A 21,034-nucleotide genomic window follows, 5' to 3' on the forward strand; every position below is an offset into this window, starting at 1 on the left:
AAAAACAATTCGCTAACCGACACCGTAATTTCTGGAGGCCGTAATGAGCAGCAGGCAGAGAACCTACAACTTGTCCGATTTGTTCCGGATCGTCGTCGAAACCAAGCCGGACGCAGAGGCGCTGGTCTGCGGCGCGCGCCGCCTGAGCTTTCGCCAACTCGAAGAGCGCGCCACGCGCCTGGCGCTGTGGCTGCGCGGCCGGGGCATCGGCGCGGGTGACACCATCGGCATTCATGCCTACAGTTGCGCCGAGTACGTCGAAATCTGCCTGGCCGCCTTCAAGCTGAAGGCGCTACCGGCCAACGTCAATTACCGCTACACCGCCGAGGAGGCGCGCTACATCTACGACAATGCCCAGTTGAAGGCGCTGATCTACAGCGTCGAGCTGGAAGACGTGGTCAGGGACGCGCTGCCTGCCGCGCCGGGAATCACGGCCATCGCCCGCCTGCACGCGGCGGAGGGACAGGCATCCGGTATTCCCGGCGCCGTGGAGTATGAGACGGCGCTGGCGGGCGCGACGGGCTCGCTGGACGACATCGAACTGTCCGACGACGACCAGATCCTGCTCTACACCGGCGGCACCACCGGCATGCCCAAGGGCGTGATCTGGCCGCACAAGGCGTTGTTCTACGCCGGCTTCGGCGGCGGCGGCAACTTCCATCCGGGCGGGCCGATCGCCTCTCCGGAAGAGCTGGCCTCGCGCGTCGAGGAAGGCTTCTACATGAAGCTGCTGCCCACGGCACCCCTGATGCACGGCGCCGGCCTGTGGGCGACGCTGATCGGCCTGTATGCCGGGCATACCGTGCACCTCAACGACCAGGCCGGTTTCGATGCCGAGCACATCCTCGACAAGATCGTCGCCGAGGGCATCAGTTGCATCATGATCGTCGGCGATGCCATGGGCCTGCCGCTGCTGGCCGTCTTGAGGGCTCATCCGGGCCGCTGGGATCTGTCCAGCCTGATGGCGATTTCCTCATCCGGCGCGCTGCTTTCCGATCATGTGCAAAAGGGCCTGGCCGAATTCCTGCCGCCCTACACCCGTCTGGTGATCGCCATGGGTTCCTCGGAAACCGGCCAGTCCGGCACCGGCGCGCGTCCGGCGACCGAAGGCCTGATCAGCCTGCCGAAGAACGCCACCACCGATGTCGCCATCGAGGAAGCGCCGGGACGGTGGCGCTTTGCCAGGCCGGGTGAAATGGGCATCCTGGTGCGCCTGGGTCATCTGCCGCTGGGCTACTTCCGCGATCCGCAGAAGACCGCCGCCACCTTCACCGAAATCGAAGGCCGGCGCTGCTCGATCAGCGGCGACATCGCCCGTCTGGAAGAGGACGACAGCATCACCGTCTTCGGCCGCGATTCGCAGTGCATCAACACCGGCGGCGAGAAGGTGTACACCGAGGAAGTCGAGGAAGCCCTGCGCTCCTACGCCGGCGTGACCGATGCGGTGGTGGTCGGTATTCCCGACGAGCGCTGGGGCAACAAGGTGGTCGGCGTGGTGGCCCTCGATGCGCAACAGACGCCGGATGCCCAGGCGCTGCGCGACCACGCCCGCCAGCACATCGCCGGCTACAAGGTGCCGAAGGACATCGTCTTCGTCGAAAAAGTCTTCCGCAACCCGGTCGGCAAACCCGACTACCGCTGGGCCAAGCGCATCGCTGAAGAGAAGCTGCGCGCCTGAAGGGATCAATGAACGCTGGTACCACTGCCTGCATCCGTCACGCGCCGACAACCTTGAATGATTGCGCCTTGAAGATTGACGATTGGTGGAGAAGCACATGGAAAAACTCACGGCAGCCAGCTCCGAAGCCCAGTCCGCCGATCTGGTGGCGGGCAATATCGCGCAGCTCAAGGCTCTGTTTCCGGAACTCATCACCGAAGGCGCAGGTGGTGCGGCCATCAACGTGGATGTGCTCAAGGCACTGGTGGGCGATGCCACCGTCACCGATGCCGACGAGAAATACGGCCTCAACTGGCACGGCAAGCGCCGCGCCCGGCAACTGGCGCTCACGCCCAGCATCGGCACGCTGCGGCCCTGCCCGGAAGACAGCGTCGACTGGGACACCACCCGGAACCTGATGATCGAGGGCGACAACCTCGAAGTGCTCAAGCTGCTGCAAAAGAGCTATGCCGGCAAGGTCAAACTGATCTACATCGACCCGCCGTACAACACCGGCAAGGATTTTGTCTACCCCGACAACTTCCAGGACAACATCAAGAACTATCTGGAACTGACCGGGCAGGTGGAAGGCGGACAGAAAATCAGCAGCAATACCGAGGCCAGCGGGCGGTTTCATACCGACTGGCTGAATATGATGTATCCGCGGTTGAAGCTGGCGCGCAACCTTCTACGCGACGACGGCCTTATTGTCGTCAATATCGATGACGGAGAGTCTGCAAACCTAAAATCTGTAATGGTAGAGATTTTTGGGGAAGAGAACTTCCTGGCAATGATTTCATGGGAAAAGAGATATACGCGCAGCAACAATGCACGATTGTTTTACTCTCTCAAAGACACGCTAGTAACATTCCGGAAATCGGAATCCGTTAGTATCTTGCGGGAAGCGCGTGGAGAAAAGTCAAAGGAAATTTACTCGAACCCAGACAATGACGCTAGAGGTGTATGGACAAGCTCTTCCTACGTCAATCCGGCAACAAAAGAGCAGAGACCAAATCTCGTTTATACAATCATCAATCATTTTAACGATGAAAAGATTGATCATCCCACGCATGCATGGAAGTATGAGTATTCAGAGCACGAGCGGCACGTTCGAGAAAAGAGACTTTGGTGGGGGCAATCTGGAGATGCAAAATTTCCGCGGCTAAAGAATTTCCTTGCGGAGATGGATGATGGCATGGTTCCTATCGATCTATGGGATTACAAATCCACAGGAACAACCGATGAAGGTGGCCAAGAAGTAAAAGAGCTTTTTGGGCAAGCAGCTTTCGACAACCCAAAACCGACTCGTCTAATTCAAAGGTTGCTTGGGCTGTCGAGTCCCGAAACACATCAATCCTTTGAAGCGCCGATTATTCTTGATTTCTTTGCTGGTTCCGGTACCACTGGCCATGCCGTCATGGCACAAAACGCGGCCGATGGCGGTTCGCGCCGCTATGTACTGGTACAGCTTCCGGAGCCGCTCGATCCGGAAAACAAAGATCAGAAAGTGGCAGTCGAGTTTTGCGATAAGCTCGGCAAGTCCCGCACTATCGCCGAACTGACCAAGGAGCGCCTGCGCCGCGCTGCGCAAAGCATTAAGCAGCGAGCAGCGAGCAGCGAGCAGCGAGCAGCGAGCAGCGAGCAGCGAGCAGCGAGCAGCGAGCAGCGAGCAGCGAGCAGCGAGCAGCGAGCAGCGAGCAGCGAGCAGCGAGCAGCGAGCAGCGAGCAGCGAGCAGCGAGCAGCGAGCAGCGAGCAGCGAGCAGCGAGCAGCGAGCAGCGAGCAGCGAGCAGCGAGCAGCGAGCAGCGAGCAGCGAGCAGCGAGCAGCGAGCAGCGAGCAGCGAGCAGCGAGCAGCGAGCAGCGATTGGATATTATGGAAAACTCGCAAAGTTCCCCGAATTCGGAAAAATATTTGCCGGACCTGGGCTTCCGTGTCTTCAAACTCGACACTTCCAATATCCGCGCCTGGAATTCGAGGCCGAACGATCTGGAAGCCACGCTGTTCGACCATCAGGATCACCTGCTCGAAGGTCGCACTGAAGCCGATGTGCTCTATGAACTTTTGCTCAAGCTCGGCCTTGATCTGTGCGTGCCCATCGAACGGCGCCGCATCGAAGGCATGGACGTTCATGCCGTGGGCGGTGGTGTGCTGATGGCCTGCCTGGCGGAGCAAATTACCCGCGAGCAGGCGGAGCCGCTCGCCTTGGGGCTCATTACCTGGCACAAGGCGCTGGCTCCCGCTGGCGACACCACTTGCGTATTCCGCGACAGCGCCTTCGCCGACGACGTGGCCAAGACCAACCTCGCCGCCATTCTGGAACAGCACGGCATCCAGAACGTGCGCAGCATTTAAGGAGATCAGCGATGCAAGTGACAAGAATCAGGTTGAAGAACTGGCGAAATTTCAGGTCGTTTGATGCGCCGATGCGTGATGTAACTTACATCCTCGGCCCAAACGCTTCCGGCAAATCCAACTTACTGGATGTTTTTCGCTTCCTGCGGGATGTCAGTAAACCAGCAGGGGGTGGGCTGCAGGCAGCGGTGATCGCCAGAGGTGGAATCAGCAAGCTACGCTGTCTTCATGCTCGCCGGGACCCAGAGGTTTGCATTGATGTGGAGCTATCGGACTCTTCGGACGACGAAGTGCCAAACTGGCGTTATGTGCTCGGATTTAAGCCAGAAGGCAAGGGAGCACAACGTATTCTGGTGTCCAAAGAGGAGGTTTGGCACGAAGGCAGGCAGTTGTTTTCGCGACCTGATAAGAAGGATGGCAATGATTCAGTACTGCTGACTCAGACACGGCTTGAACAAATTGCGGCAAATGCTGAGTTCAGGGAGCTTGCGGAGTTCTTCGGCTCGATCACTTATTTACATCTTGTGCCTCAGCTGTTGAAGTTTGCGGATCAGCTGGGGGGTAGGCCTTTGGAAAATGATCCGTTTGGCCAAAGCTTTCTGGAGCGGATCGCAAAAACAACTGAGCGTGTTAGAAACACGCGACTAAAGAAGATTAGTGAAGCGTTGACATTGGCCGTTCCGCAATTCAAGGAACTTCGGTTCGTCAAGGACGATTCTGGCCACCCTCATTTGGAAGCCTTGTACTCCCATCATAGACCCAACGCAGGGTGGCAATCAGAGGAGCATTTTTCTGATGGAACCTTACGGTTGCTTGGATTGTTGTGGGCCTTTCTGGACGGCAACTCCATGCTGCTGCTTGAGGAGCCGGAAATATCACTCAATGATGCGGTAGTGAAAGAAATTCCGCTCATTATTCAGCGCCTGCAAAAGAACAGGAAATCAAAGCGACAAGTGATTATCAGCACTCACAGCGAGGCACTGCTCAGCAATCCGGGAATCGATGGTCGTGGCGTTATTCTGCTGGAAGCGACGACTGATGGCTCAACCGGACGGACATTACAAGAAGAAGAAGCCTCAGCACTTGAAGCTGGGCTTTCGGTGGCCGAGGTGGTTTTACCGAAGACACGGCCCATTTCAGTCAATCAGCTTGGGTTTTGGGAATGACGCCTGTTGCATTGGCTACTGAGGATGAACTCAGTGAAGCGGTAGGCGTGAAGCTGTTATTAGAGCATCCAGTTTTGGCAGAAACCCCGCCGATGTTGCTGAGGAAAAATGGCTTTGGGTACTTGCGCTCACGGATGGATAGCTGGCGGCAGATGGCCAGTCGTCAGGTTGTGATCGTTTTGACCGATTTGGACAGGGTGGCCTGCCCAGTGATTCTGCTGGAGAGTTGGCTGGGTGCTGAGCGGTCACACCCTCAAAATCTATTGTTACGTATTGCGGAGCGCGAGGTTGAGTCATGGCTGCTTGCTGACCACGAGGCGCTTGGAAGTTTGTTTGGTAGTCGGAGGCAGTTTCCGATGCAACCGGACATGTTGCCAGACCCCAAGCAGCATCTGCTTGGACTGGCTCAAAGAGCACCCAGGGCAGTGAGAGACGATTTGGTTGCTAAACAAGGAGTCGTTGCCAGGCAGGGGATTGGCTACAACCGCCTTTTGGTGAACTGGGTGCAAGCCGAGTGGTCTCCGGAAAGGGCCGCCGCTCGCTCACCAAGTCTTTTGCGTGCCAGAAATGCCATGCGCGAGGCTGCCTATAGGTTGATGCAGGCCAGTTAAGCGATTTGTGGAGTCTGATCGCAGAAATAGACTCCACTAAAGCTTTTGTGGAGCTTGGGGGCTCCACTATTTTTCAGGAAATACAGACCCATGAAACTGTACTTTGAGCCCAACCTCGACTACCAGATGCAGGCCATCGAGGCCGTGTGCGATCTGTTCCGTGGGCAGGAGGCTTGCAGTACCGAGTTCACGGTGACCATGAAAGTGTCCGCTGCCGATGACACGGCCACCGGTGCGGCACCGCAGCAGATGATGCTGGGTGTGGCGGAGTCGGATCTGGGGGTTGGCAACCGCCTGACCCTGCTGGACGACGAGCTGCACAGGAATCTGGCGGACATCCAGTTGCGTGGCGGCCTGCCGCCTTCCGGAGCGCTGACCTCCGGCGACTTCACGGTGGAGATGGAAACCGGTACCGGCAAGACCTATGTGTACCTGCGCACGATCTTCGAGCTGAACAAGCGCTACGGCTTCAGCAAGTTCGTGATCGTGGTGCCTTCGGTGGCAATCAAGGAAGGCGTCTACAAGACTCTGCAAATCACTGAGGAGCACTTCAAGGGCCTGTATGCGGGCGTGCCGTTCGACTACTTTCTGTACGACTCCGGCAAGCCGGGGCCGGTGCGCAATTTCGCCACCAGTTCCAACATCCAGATCATGGTGGTGACGGTGGGCGCCATCAACAAGAAGGATGTCAACAACCTCTACAAGGAGAGCGAGAAGACGGGCGGCGAGAAGCCCATCGACCTGATCAAGGCGACCCGGCCGATCCTCATCGTGGATGAGCCGCAAAGCGTGGATGGCGGCCTGGAAGGTCGTGGCAAGGAAGCGCTGGATGCGATGAAACCGCTGTGCACGCTGCGCTATTCCGCCACCCACGTGGACAAGCATCACATGGTGTTCCGCCTGGATGCGGTGGATGCCTACGAGCGCAAGCTGGTCAAGCAGATCGAGGTGGCATCGGCCACGGTGGAGGATGCGCACAACAAACCTTTCGTGCGGCTGGTGAAGGTGGAAAACAAGCGCGGCCGCATCAGTGCCAGGGTCGAGTTGGACAAGCAGGCCCGCAGTGGTGTGCAGCGCGTTGAAGTCACGGTCTGCAATGGGGACGACCTTCAGCAGAGCGCCGCCGGCCGCCCGATCTATGCGGATTTTCGTGTGGGGGAGATCAACACGGCCAAAGGCGCGGAGTTCATGGAGCTGCGCTACCCCGGCGGCGAAGTGTTCCTGAAACCGGGTCAGGCCCACGGTGATGTGGATGCGCTGGCGGTACAGCGTGAAATGATCCGTCGCACGATCAAGGAACACCTGGACAAGGAGATGCGCCTGCGGCCCATGGGCATCAAGGTGTTGAGCCTGTTCTTCATCGACAGCGTGGAGAAATACCGCCAGTACGATGCAGCCGGCCAGCCGGTCAAGGGCGTATATGCCCGCATCTTTGAAGAGGAATACCGCCGTGCCGCCAAGCTGTCGGCCTACCAGAACTCGTTTGCCGAGATCGATCTGGAGACTGCCGCCGAGGTGGTGCACAACGGTTATTTCTCCATCGACAAAAAAGGTGGCTGGACCGACACCGCCGAGAACAATGCGGGCAACCGGGAGAATGCCGAGCGCGCCTACAACCTGATCATGAAGGAGAAGGAGAAGCTGCTGTCCTTCGCCACGCCGCTGAAGTTCATCTTCTCCCATTCGGCCCTCAAGGAAGGCTGGGACAACCCCAACGTGTTCCAGATTTGCACGCTGCGCGACATTCAGACCGAGCGCGAGCGCCGTCAGACCATTGGCCGCGGCCTGCGCCTGTGCGTCAACCAGAAGGGCGAGCGGGTACGCGGTTTCGAGGTCAACACCCTGACCGTGGTGGCCACGGAAAATTACGAGCAGTTTGCCGAGAACCTGCAGAAGGAGATCGAAAAGGATACCGGCATTCGCTTCGGCATCGTCGAGCCGCACCAGTTTGCCGCGATTGCCGTGACAGGCCCTGACGGGCATGCCGCGCCGTTGGGCATGGAGCAATCGAAGGCGCTATGGGAACACCTGAAGGCCGCTGGCCACATCGATGCCAAGGGCAAGGTGCAGGATTCGCTGAAAACGGCACTGAAGAACGGCACTTTGATGCTGCCAGCCGAGTTTGCGGCGCAAAAGGGCCAGATTGCCGAGGTGCTGCGCAAAGTGTCGGGTCGTCTGGACATCAGGAATGCCGACGAGCGCAGACAGGTTCCGCTGCGCAAGGGCAAGGATGGCAAAGCTATTTATCTGAGCGACGAGTTCAAGGCGCTGTGGGACCGCATCAAGTACCAGACCACCTACCGCGTGCAGTTCGACAACGCCAAGTTGGTCGCGGACTGCACCGCGGCTTTGCAGAAGGCCCCGGTGATTGCGAAGGCCCGACTGCAATGGCGCAAGGCCGACATCGCCATCGGCAAGGCAGGCGTTGCTGCGACAGAGAAAGCGGGCGCTGCGACCGTGGTGCTGGACGAGGCAGATATCGAGTTGCCGGACTTGCTGACCGACCTGCAGAACCGCACCCAGCTCACCCGCCGCAGCATCGTCAGCGTCCTGACCGGCAGCGGCCGCCTGGATGACTTCAAGCGCAACCCGCAGCAGTTCATCGAGTTGGCCGCCGAGACCATCAACCGCTGCAAACGGCTGGCCCTGGTCGATGGCATCAAGTACCAGAAGCTGGGCGACCAACATGTTTATGCGCAAGCGCTGTTCGAGAAGGAAGAGCTCACCGGTTATCTCAAGAACATGCTGCTGGATACCCGGAAGTCGATCTACGAGCACGTCGTGTACGACTCAGCCACCGAGTGGGATTTTGCCGACGCGCTGGAGAAGAACGAAGCCATCAAGCTCTACGCCAAGCTGCCGGGCTGGTTCAAGGTGCCTACGCCCCTGGGAAGCTACAACCCCGATTGGGCCGTGCTGGTTGAAGAAGACAGCACGCAGCGCCTGTACTTTGTGGTGGAAACCAAGAGCAGCCTGTTCACCGATGACCTGCGCGACAAGGAACGCGCCAGGATCGAATGCGGCAAGGCGCATTTCGGCGCGTTGGCGGTTGGCGAGAACCCGGCTCGATACGTGGTTTCGAGCTCGGTCGACGGTTTGTTGACCGAGGCGGCAAAGTGATAAGGTAATCTCTCCGGCGCCTTCCCTCGTTTTCTTTACATTCCCACGACTTGCTCCTCACCAAAAATGTCCTTCATCCAGATCGAGAAACCCCGTCCCCACGTCACCCAGATCATTCTCAATCGCCCCGAGCGGATGAATGCGATGGCCTTCGACGTGATGGTGCCGCTGCGCGAGGCGCTCGAAGAAGTCAGTTTCGATAACGACTGCCGGGTGGTGGTCTTGACCGGGGCGGGGAAGGGTTTCTGCTCCGGTGCCGATCTGGTCAATCCGGGCTTCCTGCCGATCTTCGAAGGGCTGACCATGCCGGGCATTTCGCGCCGGGCGATGAAGGTGCTCGACGATGTGATCCTCGCGCTGCGCGACATGCACCAGCCGGTGATCGGCGCCATCAACGGCCCGGCCATCGGCGGCGGCTTCTGTCTGGCGCTGGCCTGCGACATCCGCCTGGCGTCCGACACCGCCTATTTCCGCCCGGCTGGCATCAACAACGGCCTGACGGCGGCCGAGCTGGGCCTGTCCTTCCTCCTGCCGCGCGCCATCGGCGCTTCGCGCGCCTTCGAGATCATGCTCTCCGGCCGCGATGTGAGCGCCGAGGAAGCCGAACGCATCGGCCTGGTCTCGCGCGTGCTGCCCGGCGAGGAACTGCTCGATGCCTGCTACCAACTGGCCGAGCGCATCATCGGCTACAGCCACCTGGGCGTGGAACTGACCAAGCAGATGCTCTGGTCCAGCCTCGAAGCCGGCAGCATGCACGCCCACATGAACCACGAAAGCCACGCCCAGCTTTTCGTGCGCATGACCACGCGCAACTTCGAGGAAGCCATCCGCGCCCGCAAGGAAGGCCGGCCGCCGCAGTTCGAAGACTCGCTGTAGGGCGCACGGCGCGCCCTCACTCCTCACTCAGGCAGCGTCAGGCATAGCCCAACTGGCGCGCGGCGAAGTCGAGGAGGATTTCCTCGGAGCCGCCGCCCACCACGTGGGCGCGCACGTCGCGGTAGATGCGTTCGATCTTCACGCCCTTGATGAAGCTCGCGCCGCCGAGGATCTGCGCGCATTCACGGGCACAGAAATCCAGGGTGCGCGAAGCCTGCACCTTGCACAGCGCGGTGAGGGCGAAGTCCAGCTTGTCCTGCTGATAGGCCCAGACCAGCTGATCCACCAGCGCCTGGCTGGCGCTGACATGGCGCACCATTTCGGCGAACTTGTGGCGGATCACCTGGTTCTTGATCAGCGGCTTGCCGAAGGTCACGCGCTGCTTCGCCCATTCGTGCGCCTCGTCGATGGCGCAGCGGGCAAAGGCCAGCATGCTGGCGGCCATGCCGATGCGCTCGACATTGAGGTTGTGCACCACCGCCAGAAAACCGTTGTCCTCCGGGCCGATGATGTTCTCCAGCGGAATCTCGACATCGTCGAAGTAGAGCGCGGCGGTGTCCGACATGTGCCAGCCCATCTTGTCGAGCTTGGTCTGGGTGAAACCCTTGCGCCCTTTTTCGACCAGGAACAGCGCCAGGCCGTCCGGCCCCGGTCCGCCGGCGCGCGCCACCACGGTGTAGTAGTCGGCGCGCATGCCGCCGCTGATGAACATTTTCGCGCCGTTGAGCACCCAGCGGTCGCCGCGCTTCTCGGCGCGCGTCTGGATCGCCGAAACGTCGGAGCCGCCCGAAGGCTCGGTGATGCAGATCGACATCAGCTTGCGTCCGGCCAGCACGTCGGGCGCGATGCGCTGCTTCATCTCCGCCGTGCCGAGTTTGATGATGGGGGTGAGCGCCACGCTGTGGATCATCAGCGCCGGCTGCAGGCCGCTGGCGCCGGTCTTCGCCAGTTCCTCGGTGGCGACCAGGCCGTGGAACATGTCCACGCCCTGCGAAATGCCGCCGTACTCCTCGGGAAAGCCCTGCTGCAAAAGACCGATTTCGGCGGCCTTGAGATGCACGTCTCGCGGCACTTCGCCGGCCGCTTCCCAGGCCTCGACGTGCGGCGCGATTTCCCTGGCCACGAAGCGGCGCACCGTCTGCGCCCATTCCTCGTGGCTGTCGTTGTAATAGGGCGAATTGGCGCGCCAGTCATCGAACAGTGCCATGGTGATCCTTGTCGTAGAAATAGTGATGAATCGGAGGGAAGTGGCCGGCGTCAGGCTGACCAGGGATTGATGAGATCCACCGGCAAGCCGGCAAAATCCCTGACATTGCGGGTCACCAGCACCAGGTCATGCGCCAGCGCCGTCGCGGCCAGCAGGCTGTCGATGGCAGGTAATGGCCTGCCCGCAGCGGCCAGCAAGCGTCCCCAGCGGTCGGCAACGCGCACATCCACAGGCAGGATGCGATTGTAAAAATAAGCCGACACTTCTGTTTCCAGCCAGTCCAGCAGCGCATAGTGTTTCGCCTCGCCGGGCAGGGACTCGATGCCCTTGCGTATTTCGCCCACGGTCAAGGCGCTGAGGTACAGGGTATCCGCCGGCCGCTGGGTGAACCACGCCACGACGCCCGCATCGGGCCGCTTGCGCCGCAGCTCGGACAGCACGTTGGTATCGATGAGATAACTCAAAACACCACGTTCCGCGTCAAGCTCGTGTCGCGTTCAAACTCAAGGTCATCCAGACCATGCAGCGGCGAATTGCGCATGAAGTCCACCAGCGAGACATCCGTCCGCGCCAACTGGTCATACAGCTCGCGCGAAACCACGACGGCGGTTGGGCGGCCATGCAGCGTAATTTCCTGCGGCCCCTGGCTTTGCGCCTGTTTCACCAATTCGGAAAACTGCGCCTTGGCTTCCTGAATTTGCCATATAGACATTGTTTTCTCCAAAATTCTGACTAGACAGGTCAGATTTTAGTCGCCTTGGGGGAAAAATCAAACCACGCCCTTTGCACGCAGCGCGGCGATTTCCTCCGCGCCGTAACCCAGCGCCGAGAGGATCTCGTCGTTGTGCTCGCCCAGCAGCGGGGGCGGGCAGGCAATGCTGAATTCAAAATCCGTCATCTTCAGCGGGAATGCGTACTGCCGGTATGCGCTGCCGTCTCCATCGGGGCGATGGCCGCTGACGATCATGCCGCGCGCCCGGGTGTGCGGATGCTCGATGACTTCGTCGAGGCGCAGCACCGGCGTGGCGCAGCCGTCGACGTTTTCCAGCAGTGCGCTCCATTCGGCCAGACTGCGGCTTCCGACCAGTTCGGCGATGACGGCCTTGGCGGCCGGCGCCTCGTCGCCCAACGCCCAGCCTTGATCGATCAGATCGGGCCGCCCCGCGGCCGTGCAGAAGTTCTGCCAGAACTGCGGCTCGATGGCGCCCAGCGCCAGATGACGGCCATCGGCGGTTTCATACACGCCATAGCAGGGCAGGCGTCCCGTCGTGTAGTCGTCGCCGCGCGGCAGCGGCCGACCCGCGCCGTAGCTCTCGACGGCGGCGAGCGGCATGATGGCGTGCGCCATGGCGCAGTCGGTCATGGCGACGTCGACGTGGCGTCCGCGGCCGCTGCGCTGCGCGTCGAACAGCGCAGCGAGGATGCCCATCGCCGCCGACAGCACGCCGCCGCCCAGATCCGCTGCCTGGAAGTTGCCCGGCGCTGGCGGGCCGCCGGCCGCGCCGCTCTGTTCGAGGATGCCCGAGTGGCATTGATAGTTGATGTCATGGCCGCCCTTGGCCGCATACGGCCCGTTCTGGCCGTAGCCGGTGATCGAGCAGTAAACGATCTTCGGATTGATGGCGGCGAGCGTTGCGTAGTCCATGCCCAGTCGCGCCATCACGCCGGGGCGGAAGCCCTCGACGACGACGTCGGCATCCTCGGCCAGCTTGTGCACCAGCGCCTGGCCCTCGGGCTGGCGCAGATCGACGGATAGCGAGCGCTTGTTGCGGTTGGCGAGCAGGAACAGCAGCGGCAGCTCGCCGGTCGGCGACGGCCGCGCCGCATCGCCCGTGGCGCGGTTCTCGATCTTCAGCACCTCGGCGCCCATGTCGGCCAGATGCTGGGTGCACAGCGGCCCGGGCAGCAGTTGCGAGAAATCGAGGACGCGAACGCCGGCAAGCGGTTTGCTCATGATGAGTCTGGAGGGATCTGGCAAAGACCGGAAAATAGCCGGAATCAGGGCGAGTGTCACCCCTCACGCTTCACCCTTTATCCTTCACGCATCACTCCTCATCGAGCAAAGCGCCCGGCCCGGTAGTCGGCAAAGGCCTGGCGGATTTCCTCCGCGCTGTTCATGACGAAAGGGCCGTGCTGGACGATGGGTTCGCGCAGCGGCCGGCCGGCGATGAGCAGCAGACGGCTGTCCTGGTCAGGCCGCGCGGCAATGCTCACGCCATCGGCCGCCGGGTCGTTTTCGAGAATGGCCAGTTGCCCGGCTTCCAGGGCGTCTTCGCCTTTGTCTCCGGCCACGCTCACGGCGCCGCGATAGACGTGGAGGAAGGCGTTGTGCGCAGGCGGCAGCGGTTGGCTGTAACTGGCCCCGGCCGGCAGATGCACGTCCAGGTACAGCGGCTCGGTATGCGGGCGCAGCACCGCGCCTTGCAGGCCGTGGCTGCGGCCGGCGACGAGACGCACGCGCGCGCCGTCCGGTGTGGTGAATTCCGGAATTTCGCTGGCGGCGATGTCGCGGTAGCCTGGCGCCGTCAGCTTGTCTCGCGCAGGCAGGTTGAGCCAGAGCTGGAAGCCTTCCATGCGGCCATCTGCCTGCTCGGGCATTTCCGAATGGATCACGCCGCGCCCGGCCGTCATCCATTGCACGCCGCCGCTGTCGAGCAGGCCTTCGTGGCCGGCGCTGTCGCGATGGCGCATGCGGCCCTGGATCATATAAGTGATGGTCTCGAAACCGCGATGCGGATGATCGGGAAAACCGGCGATGTAATCCTGCGGGTCATCGCTGCGAAAGGCATCCAGCAGCAAAAATGGATCGAGGCGCTGCTGCAGATCCTGGGTGAGCAGGCGCTGGATGCGCACGCCGGCGCCGTCCATGACTTCGCGGCCCGGGACGATGCGGGTGATCCGGCGCGAGCGCTCGACGCTGGCCGTGGTGACCGGGACGGTTGCAGGGCTGGTCATGGCAATCTCCAAAATCATGCGGCGGTGGAAATGGCTGCCGGTGAAATCCGTGCAATCCGGAAATGCGGATGGCTGCGGATCTCCGCCAATGCCTGCGCCTGTGCGGCCTGTGCGGCTTCGGCGCCCATGGACTGGGCTTCGGCGTAGAAGCAATGGACGTCCGTCATACCGAGAAAGCCCAGCATGGTTTTCAGCCAGGCGAGCTGGGTATCGTTCTGCGTATCGCGATAGATGCCGCCGCGCGCCAGGGCCAGATGCACCTGCTTGTTTTTCAGCAGCCCTTCCGGCCCTTGTTCGGTATAGCGGAAAGTCGTGCCGGCGCGGGCGACGGCGTCGAACCAGTTTTTCAACTGGCTGGGAATGGCGAAGTTGTACATCGGCACGCCCAGCACCAGCACGTCGGCGGCCTGGACTTCGGCGATCAGCCGGTCGTCGAGCGCGACGCGCGCGGCCTGCTGCGGGCTGCGCTCGGCGGCAGCGGTGGCGAGCGCCAGCAGGGCGCTTTCATCCAGCGCCGGATGGGGCGTTTGCGCCAGGTCGCGCAGGGTCAGGCGGGCTGGCGGCAGACCTTCGGCTTGACGCAGCGCCTGCAGGCGCTCGACGATGGCCGAGGCCAGGCGGCTGGATTGCGACTCGCCGGCGCGAATGCTGGCGTTGATTTGCAGGATGTTCATGTGCGTGTCCTCTGGTGTCGTGGAAAAGACGGTGATGTGTAATGTGTGACGGGACGTACTATGGCTCACGACAAAAATGAACAGAAGCCCGGAAATTGGATAAGATCGTTCCATGAATGAAACAATCGATATCGATGCCAACGATCTGCTGCTGTTTGCCCGCATCGTCGAGGCCGGCAGTCTGAGCCAAGCGGCGGCGCGCCACGGTTTGCCGAAAGCCACCGTTTCGCGCCGCCTGAATGCGCTTGAAAACCGGCTGGGCGAACGCCTGCTGCAACGCACGACGCGTCGCCTGGTGCTGACCGAGTTCGGCAGCCGCCTGCTCGAGCATGGCCGCCAGATCGATGAGGAAGTGGCGGCTGCAGCCGCGCTGGCCGCGCATCGCCAGGCCGCGCCGAGCGGCCGCTTGCGCGTCTCGCTGCCCGGCGACTTCGCCAATCTGGCGCTGACCGGGATGCTGGCGCAGTTCCTTGCCGACTTTCCCGAGGTCAGTCTCGAACTCGACCTGTCGCCGCGCCGCGTCGATCTGCTCGCCGAAAGCTACGATCTGGCGATCCGCATGGGTGAGTTGAACGAGGAAGCGAGTTTGGCCGCGCGGCGGCTGGCCAGTCTGCCGGCCGGCCTGTATGCCGCGCCGGAATATCTCGCCCTGCGGGGTTTGCCGGAGGCGCCGCAGTTCCTGCTGCAGCATGCGGCGCTGACGCTTTCCGGGCGTCAGGGCAGGCCGCTGGCCTGGCAACTGCTGCGCGGCAAGGAGCGCTGGGAAGGCTTGCCGCCGCTGCGCAGTTGCGCCAATTCGCCCGAGTTGCTGGTCAGGCTGGCCAGCGCGGGAGCCGGCATCGCCGCCGCCGTCGAGCTGTTTGCCGCCCCGCTGGTGCGCGAAGGGCGGCTGGTGCGGGTGTTGCCCGAATGGCATCTGCCGCCGGTCAGCGCCTGGGCGGTATTTCCCGGGCGGCGGCTGATGCCGCAGAAGACGCGGGCCTTTCTCGATCGCCTGACGCAAACCCTGGCCCAGCCGCGCGGCTGGTAGCCGCCGCCAGCGGCTGATGTCCGGCTTATGCCTCTGAACTCAAGGCTTCCAGCCGTCCGACGGCATCGGCGTATTCATCGATCAGCCGATAGACCACGTCCTTGCTGGATTCGATCTGCTTGATCTGGCCGATCACCTGGCCGCAGGGATTGAACAACACTTTCTGCGTATCGGCCACGCCGGCGTAGCGGTGGGTGCGGCGGATGGCGTCGGCGCTGACCAGACCCTGCAGCGGCATGCCCAGCGGCTTGGGATTTTCCGGTTGCTCCCAGGCTTCGGTCCAGTCGTTGCGGATCATGCGGCAGGGCTTGCCGGTCCAGGCGCGCGAGCGCACCGTGTCTTCGGAAGTGGCGCGCAGCAGGTCTTCCTTTTGCGCCGGTTCGTTGTCGGCCTCGGTGACGGTGAGCCACAGCGAGCCGGTCCACACCCCGGCGCAGCCGAGCGCCAGCGCGGCGGCCACTTGGCGGCCGTTGCCCACGCCGCCGGCGGCGAGTACCGGCGTGGGCGCCAGCGCATCGACCATCTGCGGCCAGAGCACGATGGAGCCGATTTCGCCGCAGTGGCCGCCGCCTTCGCCGCCCTGGGCGATGACGATGTCCACGCCGGCTTCCTTGTGCCTGATCCCCTGCTTGACCTTGCCGCACAGCGCGGCCACCAGCCGCCCGCTGGCGTGGATTTCATCGATCACTTCCTGCGGCGGCGTGCCCAGCGCATTGGCCACCAGCCTCACTTTGGGATGACGCAGCGCTTCTTCCAGCATCGGCCGCGCCGTGGCTTCGGTCCAGCCGAGCAGCCCCATGTCCGGTTCGCCGGCCGGCCACTCGGGCGTGCCGTGCTCGCGCAGCAGCCTGGCGGCGAAATCGCGATGGCCTTGCGGCACCATGGATTGCAGCATCGCTTCCAGTTGGGCCGGTTCCATGTCGGCATCCATGCCTTCGTATTTCTGCGGAATGACGATGTCGATGCCATACGGCTTGTCGCCGATGCGGGCATCGATCCAGTCGAGTTCTTCCTTGATGCGCTCGGGCGGAAATCCGACCAGGCCCAGCACGCCGAAGCCGCCGGCTTTCGACACTTCGACGACGACATCGCGGCAGTGGGTGAAGGCAAAGATCGGCGCGTCGATGCCGAGCAGGTCGCAGATGGGTGTGCGCATGGCAGGCTCCTGGTGCAAGGAATGAATCACAAGGCGGGACGGGACAGCGCGGCTTTTCCGCCGGGCCGCTTCAAGGAAAAGCGGCACGCGGCGCCAGCCACAACCTGCAACCCACGATCCACAACCAACACGACCCGCCGCGCCGTTGCCGCAGCGCTTCCTGCAATCATCGGGCCGCAGGCGGGCAAGCGGGTTCTTTTCCCTGGGAAGGCCGGGCCGGGCGAGCTTACTTGCCCGGCTTCCAGATGAACTTCATCAGTTTCTTGGTATCCCCGATGGCCTTCGCCGAATAGGGATAGGAGGCCGGCAGCTTCGGCATGTTGAAGCGGTTGAGGATCACCGGGAAAGCGTGGCTGTATTTGCGCAGGCCATCGACGCCATTGACCTGGCCGACGCCGCTGGCCTTGCGGCCGCCGAAAGGCGCTTCGGGGACGCCGTAGGTGACGGCGATGTCGTTCACGCAGACCGAGCCGGTATCCATCTGCAGGGCGATCTGGAAAGCCTTTTCCCGATCCTTGGAAAACACCGTGCCGTTGAGGCCATAGGGCGAATCGTTGGTCAGGCGGATGGCTTCGGCCTCGTCGCGGACTTTCTGCAGGCAGACCAGCGGGCCGAAGTTTTCCTCGCGCATCGCCAGCATGCTGTGATCGCAATCGGCGAGCACCGTCGGCATGAAATAGAGTCCTTCGAGGTCCGGGTTGCGGCCGCCGCCGTGAAGCAGGCGCGCGCCCTTGTCGATGGCGTCCTTGACGTGTTCCTCGATGATGGTGACCTGCTTGTCCCAGAAGACCGCGCCGATGTCCTCGTCCTGGCCGTATTTCTGCCCCTGGCGCAGCGCCTTGGCTTTTTCGGTGACGCGGGCGACGAACTTGTCGTACAGCGACTCGACCACGTAGATGCGCTGGGTACCGCAGCAGTAGTGGCCGGTGTTGATGCAGGAACCATACAGCGCGGCATCGGTGGCCAGCTCGAAGTTGGCATCCGCGCAGATGATCATGGCGTCGGTACCGCCCAGTTCCAGCGAGCAGGGAATCAGGTTGCGGCCGCAGGCTTCGCCCACCTTGCGTCCGGTCGGCACGCTGCCGGTGAAGGAGACTTTCTGGATGTCGGCATCGAGCAGATCGGCGCCGGTCTGGCCATCGCCGTAGACCACGTGCAGCAGTCCTTCGGGCAGGCCGGCTTCCTTGAACACCCTGGCGACCAGTTGCGCCGATTCCGGAGTGACTTCCGAGCCTTTCAGAATGACGCCATTGCCGGCCAGCAGCGCCTGTTGGGTCGGATTCATGCTGAGGATGAACGGGCCGTTCCACGGTGTGATGACGCCGACCACCCCCAGCGGCTTGTAGGCCACGCGCAGCGTCTTAATCATGCTCATCACGCCATGCAGCTTGCGTTTTTCGGTGGCGAGGAATTTCTCGGCATTCTTGGCGTAATAGCTCATCATGTCGCAGGAAGCGAAGATTTCCATGCTCAAGGCATCGGCCGGCGGCTTGCCGGTTTCGCGGATCACCACTTCCATGATCTCGTCCTGGCGCTTCAACACGATGTCGCGCGCCTTCAGGATCACCTTGGCGCGCTGGGCCGGCGTTTTCTTCGCCCATTCTTTTTGTGCCGCATGGGCCGCGGCCACCGCAGCATCGATGTCTTCCTTGGAGGCGCATTCAATTTCGCCCAGAACCTCATAAGTCACCGGACTTTTCAGACGCAGCTTGCGGCGCTGACCGGGGGCTGTTTCCACGCGTTCGAATATGGCCATGCTCTCGCTCCTCCAAGGGATATTTGTATGAATTTACAAAGCTGAAAATTCTAACTCAGGTCGGGTCGGCGGCTGCGGGGAATTCCCTGAAGCGGGGAATCCCCTGTTTTTCCTATAGCCCATGGAAGATCACCGCTTCGTCCAGCGGCGCGCGCTCGGTGCGCAGGCTGTTTACCGGATGCGCCGGATCGGCATGACCGACGGCCATGCCGCAGAAAGGCATCAGCGTATCCGGCAGGCGCAGGAACTCGGCCACCGTCTTGTGCCACAGCGTCCAGAACTCCTGCGCGCAGGTGGCCAGCCCGGCTTCGGTGCACAACAGCATGAAGGTCTGCAGATAGAGCCCCAGATCCACCCATTGGGTCGCGCCCAGGCGGCGGTCGATGCAGACGAACAGGGCCACTGGCGCGCCCCAGAAATCGAAGTTGCCGGAAACGAATTCGATGCGCGCCGGCTTGTCGTCGCGGGCGATGCCCATGGTGGCGTACATGTCCTCGGCGCACTGACCGCGGCGCGCCTTGTAGGGTTCGGCCAGGTGGTCCGGATAAATCGGATATTCCGGCCCTTCGCCGAACACGTTTTCGGCGCGGCGCGCGGCGATCAGCGCCTTGAAGCGCTGCAGCTCGGAACCCGCCAGCACATGCACCACCCAGGGCTGCAGGTTGCCGCCGGAAGGCGCGCGCTGCGCCTTGGTCAGGATTTCGCGCAGCAGCTCGGGAGCGACGGGCGTGTCGAGAAAGGCGCGCGTCGAACGCCGCCGGGCGACGGCATCGCTGACGCTCATGGCAGTGGTGGGGCGGGTCATGCGTCTTTCAGGCCGGCAGCGGCCGTCCCAGGATCAGGTCGGCGGCGCGTTCGGCGATCATCACCGTCGGCGCGTTGGTGTTGCCGGAGGTGATGGCCGGCATGATGGAGGCGTCGATGACGCGCAGGTTTTCGACGCCGCGCACGCGCAGTTCGGGATCGACCACGGAACGCGCGTCATTGCCCATGCGGCAGGTGCCGACCGGATGATGCACGGTGGAGGCGGCGCGGGCGGCGAAATCCAGCAGGGCGGCATCGCTGCTCAGGCTGCTGCCGGGCGCCACCTCGCCTTCGACCAGACCGGCCAGCGGCAGCGCGCTCGCGATGCGCCGCGCCCAGCGCATGCCGGCCAGCAGGATGCGGCGATCTTCCTCGGCGTCCAGGTAGTTCGGCGCGATCCGTGGCGCCGCGAGCGGATCGCCGGATGCAAGACTCACGCTGCCGCGCGACGCGGGGCGCAGCACGCAGGGCGCCATGGTGAAACCGGGCAGGCGTTCCGCCTGTTTCTTTTCGCTTTCGACGTCGCCGCTCACCGGCAGGGCGTGGAACTGGATGTCGGGACGGGCAAGCGTCGGGTCGGATTTGCAGAAGATGCCGACGTCGGCCGCCGGCATGGTCATCGGGCCGCGCTTCATCAGCAGGTATTGCAGCACGCTGCCCAGCATGCCCAGGCCGCGCAGGCGCTGGTTGTAGCTGGGCGCGCCCGGTTTCAGACGCCAGCCCATGGGGATGCACAGATGATCCTGCAGGTTGGCGCCAACCTCGGGGCTGTCGACCAGGGCGTGGATGCCCAGTCGTTGCAGTTGCGCGCCCGGGCCGATACCGGAGAGCATGAGCAGCTGCGGACTGTTGAAGGCGCCGCCGCACAGCAGCACTTCGCGCCGCGCGCGCACTTGCCGGCGTGTCTGGCCACTCTTGTCGCGCTGAAGATATTCGATGCCGACGGCGCGCTGGCCGTCGAACAGGATGCGCGTGGCCTGCGCCTCGTCGATGAGCGTGAGGTTGGGACGGCCGAGCGCCGGCTCCAGATAGGCGCGCGCCATGGAAATGCGCTGGCCGTACTGGATGTGCACCTGGAACAGTCCCGCGCCTTCCTGATTTGCGCCGTTGAAATCGTCGTTGCGCGGAATGCCGGCGGCCGCGCAGGCCTCGATCATCGCCAGACTGACCGGGTTGCGTTCGACCTGATCGCCGACGAAGAGCGGGCCGTCGTTGCCGTGCAGCGGGTCGTTCCTGAGGCGCGCGTTGTTTTCGGCACGCAGGAAATAGGGCAATACCTCGCGCCAGCTCCAGCCGGGCGCGAGGCTCGCCCAGTGATCGTAATCCTCGGCCTGGCCGCGGATGTAGACCATGCCGTTCACGCTGGAGCAGCCGCCGATCAGGCGGCCACGTGGCAGTGCCAGGCGGCGCCGGTTGGCGCGCACTTCCGGTTCCGAGGCGTATAGCCAGCAGTATTTTTCGTCTTCGGTGATCTTGCCCCAGCCAGCGGGCATGTTGACCAGCAGGTCGCGCTGGTTGCGTCCGGCCTCCAGCAGCAGGACGTGTTGGCTGCCGTCTTCCGACAAACGGGCGGCCAGCACGCTGCCGGCCGAGCCGCCGCCGACGATGATGTAATCGTATTCGTCAGCGGCAGACGCGGCCGGTGCGTTCATGGCGCGTGGTGCGTGG

At 62.6% G+C, this 21,034-nt stretch carries 18 protein-coding genes; 8 read left to right on the forward strand and 10 right to left on the reverse strand.

Translation table 11 applies throughout. The features are described from left to right. Positions 1-43: 43 nt before the first annotated feature. The 7 genes from SDENCHOL_RS03045 to SDENCHOL_RS03080 all read left to right on the forward strand — a co-directional run bounded on the left by SDENCHOL_RS03045 (position 44) and on the right by SDENCHOL_RS03080 (position 9,784). On the forward strand, positions 44-1,678 hold the full coding sequence (locus SDENCHOL_RS03045; RefSeq protein ID WP_154716002.1) for an AMP-binding protein: 1,635 nt from the start codon (positions 44-46) through the stop codon (positions 1,676-1,678). Positions 1,679-1,775: 97 nt separating this feature from the next. Next, the gene (locus SDENCHOL_RS14285; protein WP_197706823.1) at positions 1,776-3,698 is read left to right on the forward strand and encodes a site-specific DNA-methyltransferase; all 1,923 of its coding nucleotides are present in this window, start codon (positions 1,776-1,778) and stop codon (positions 3,696-3,698) included. Between the two features lie 7 nt (positions 3,699-3,705). Continuing rightward, the gene (locus SDENCHOL_RS03060; protein ID WP_231912901.1) at positions 3,706-4,011 is read left to right on the forward strand and encodes an adenine methyltransferase; all 306 of its coding nucleotides are present in this window, start codon (positions 3,706-3,708) and stop codon (positions 4,009-4,011) included. A gap of 11 nt (positions 4,012-4,022) precedes the next feature. After that, positions 4,023-5,177: an AAA family ATPase gene (locus tag SDENCHOL_RS03065; RefSeq protein WP_154716003.1), complete on the forward strand. Its 1,155-nt coding sequence runs from the start codon at positions 4,023-4,025 to the stop codon at positions 5,175-5,177. After that, positions 5,174-5,788, forward strand: a complete 615-nt coding sequence (locus tag SDENCHOL_RS03070; RefSeq protein WP_154716004.1) for a hypothetical protein — start codon at positions 5,174-5,176, stop codon at positions 5,786-5,788. The genes SDENCHOL_RS03065 and SDENCHOL_RS03070 overlap by 4 nt, the downstream gene beginning before the upstream one ends. 90 nt (positions 5,789-5,878) lie before the next feature. Beyond that, entirely contained in the window at positions 5,879-8,908 is a 3,030-nt protein-coding gene (locus SDENCHOL_RS03075; protein WP_154716005.1) for a type III restriction-modification system endonuclease, read from the forward strand. Between the two features lie 66 nt (positions 8,909-8,974). Next, on the forward strand, positions 8,975-9,784 hold the full coding sequence (locus SDENCHOL_RS03080; RefSeq protein WP_154716006.1) for an enoyl-CoA hydratase: 810 nt from the start codon (positions 8,975-8,977) through the stop codon (positions 9,782-9,784). A gap of 37 nt (positions 9,785-9,821) precedes the next feature. Here SDENCHOL_RS03080 and SDENCHOL_RS03085 read toward each other — a convergent pair whose 3' ends face one another. The 6 genes from SDENCHOL_RS03085 to SDENCHOL_RS03110 all read right to left on the reverse strand — a co-directional run bounded on the left by SDENCHOL_RS03085 (position 9,822) and on the right by SDENCHOL_RS03110 (position 14,620). Further along, positions 9,822-10,991: an acyl-CoA dehydrogenase family protein gene (locus SDENCHOL_RS03085; RefSeq protein ID WP_154716007.1), complete on the reverse strand. Its 1,170-nt coding sequence runs from the start codon at positions 10,989-10,991 to the stop codon at positions 9,822-9,824. A gap of 50 nt (positions 10,992-11,041) precedes the next feature. Further along, positions 11,042-11,455, reverse strand: a complete 414-nt coding sequence (locus SDENCHOL_RS03090) for a type II toxin-antitoxin system VapC family toxin (RefSeq protein WP_154716008.1) — start codon at positions 11,453-11,455, stop codon at positions 11,042-11,044. Beyond that, a complete protein-coding gene (locus tag SDENCHOL_RS03095) occupies positions 11,452-11,703 on the reverse strand; it encodes a type II toxin-antitoxin system Phd/YefM family antitoxin (protein WP_154716009.1) in 252 nt (83 codons plus the stop codon). The genes SDENCHOL_RS03090 and SDENCHOL_RS03095 overlap by 4 nt, the downstream gene beginning before the upstream one ends. Positions 11,704-11,760: 57 nt before the next feature. Beyond that, on the reverse strand, positions 11,761-12,945 hold the full coding sequence (locus SDENCHOL_RS03100; RefSeq protein ID WP_197706824.1) for a CaiB/BaiF CoA transferase family protein: 1,185 nt from the start codon (positions 12,943-12,945) through the stop codon (positions 11,761-11,763). A gap of 98 nt (positions 12,946-13,043) precedes the next feature. Further along, a complete protein-coding gene (locus SDENCHOL_RS03105; protein WP_154716010.1) occupies positions 13,044-13,946 on the reverse strand; it encodes a pirin family protein in 903 nt (300 codons plus the stop codon). A 14-nt stretch (positions 13,947-13,960) separates the two neighbouring features. Continuing rightward, positions 13,961-14,620 carry an FMN-dependent NADH-azoreductase gene (locus SDENCHOL_RS03110; protein WP_154716011.1) on the reverse strand — a complete coding sequence of 220 codons (660 nt, stop codon included), beginning with the start codon at positions 14,618-14,620 and terminating at the stop codon, positions 13,961-13,963. Positions 14,621-14,732: 112 nt separating this feature from the next. Between SDENCHOL_RS03110 and SDENCHOL_RS03115 the strand changes: the two genes are divergently transcribed. Further along, entirely contained in the window at positions 14,733-15,650 is a 918-nt protein-coding gene (locus SDENCHOL_RS03115; protein WP_154716012.1) for a LysR family transcriptional regulator, read from the forward strand. A 25-nt stretch (positions 15,651-15,675) separates the two neighbouring features. Here the strand turns inward: SDENCHOL_RS03115 and SDENCHOL_RS03120 are convergent, their stop codons facing one another. The 4 genes from SDENCHOL_RS03120 to SDENCHOL_RS03135 all read right to left on the reverse strand — a co-directional run bounded on the left by SDENCHOL_RS03120 (position 15,676) and on the right by SDENCHOL_RS03135 (position 21,018). Then, on the reverse strand, positions 15,676-16,806 hold the full coding sequence (locus tag SDENCHOL_RS03120) for a nitronate monooxygenase (protein ID WP_154716013.1): 1,131 nt from the start codon (positions 16,804-16,806) through the stop codon (positions 15,676-15,678). 226 nt (positions 16,807-17,032) lie between these two features. Further along, positions 17,033-18,562: an aldehyde dehydrogenase family protein gene (locus tag SDENCHOL_RS03125; RefSeq protein WP_154716014.1), complete on the reverse strand. Its 1,530-nt coding sequence runs from the start codon at positions 18,560-18,562 to the stop codon at positions 17,033-17,035. 112 nt (positions 18,563-18,674) lie between these two features. Further along, entirely contained in the window at positions 18,675-19,367 is a 693-nt protein-coding gene (locus tag SDENCHOL_RS03130; RefSeq protein ID WP_197706825.1) for a nitroreductase, read from the reverse strand. A 7-nt stretch (positions 19,368-19,374) separates the two neighbouring features. After that, complete coding sequence (locus SDENCHOL_RS03135) at positions 19,375-21,018, reverse strand: GMC family oxidoreductase (RefSeq protein ID WP_154716015.1); 1,644 nt, start codon at positions 21,016-21,018, stop codon at positions 19,375-19,377. Positions 21,019-21,034: the final 16 nt, after the last annotated feature.

The organism is Sterolibacterium denitrificans (assembly GCF_900174485.1).
Classification (GTDB): domain Bacteria; phylum Pseudomonadota; class Gammaproteobacteria; order Burkholderiales; family Rhodocyclaceae; genus Sterolibacterium; species Sterolibacterium denitrificans.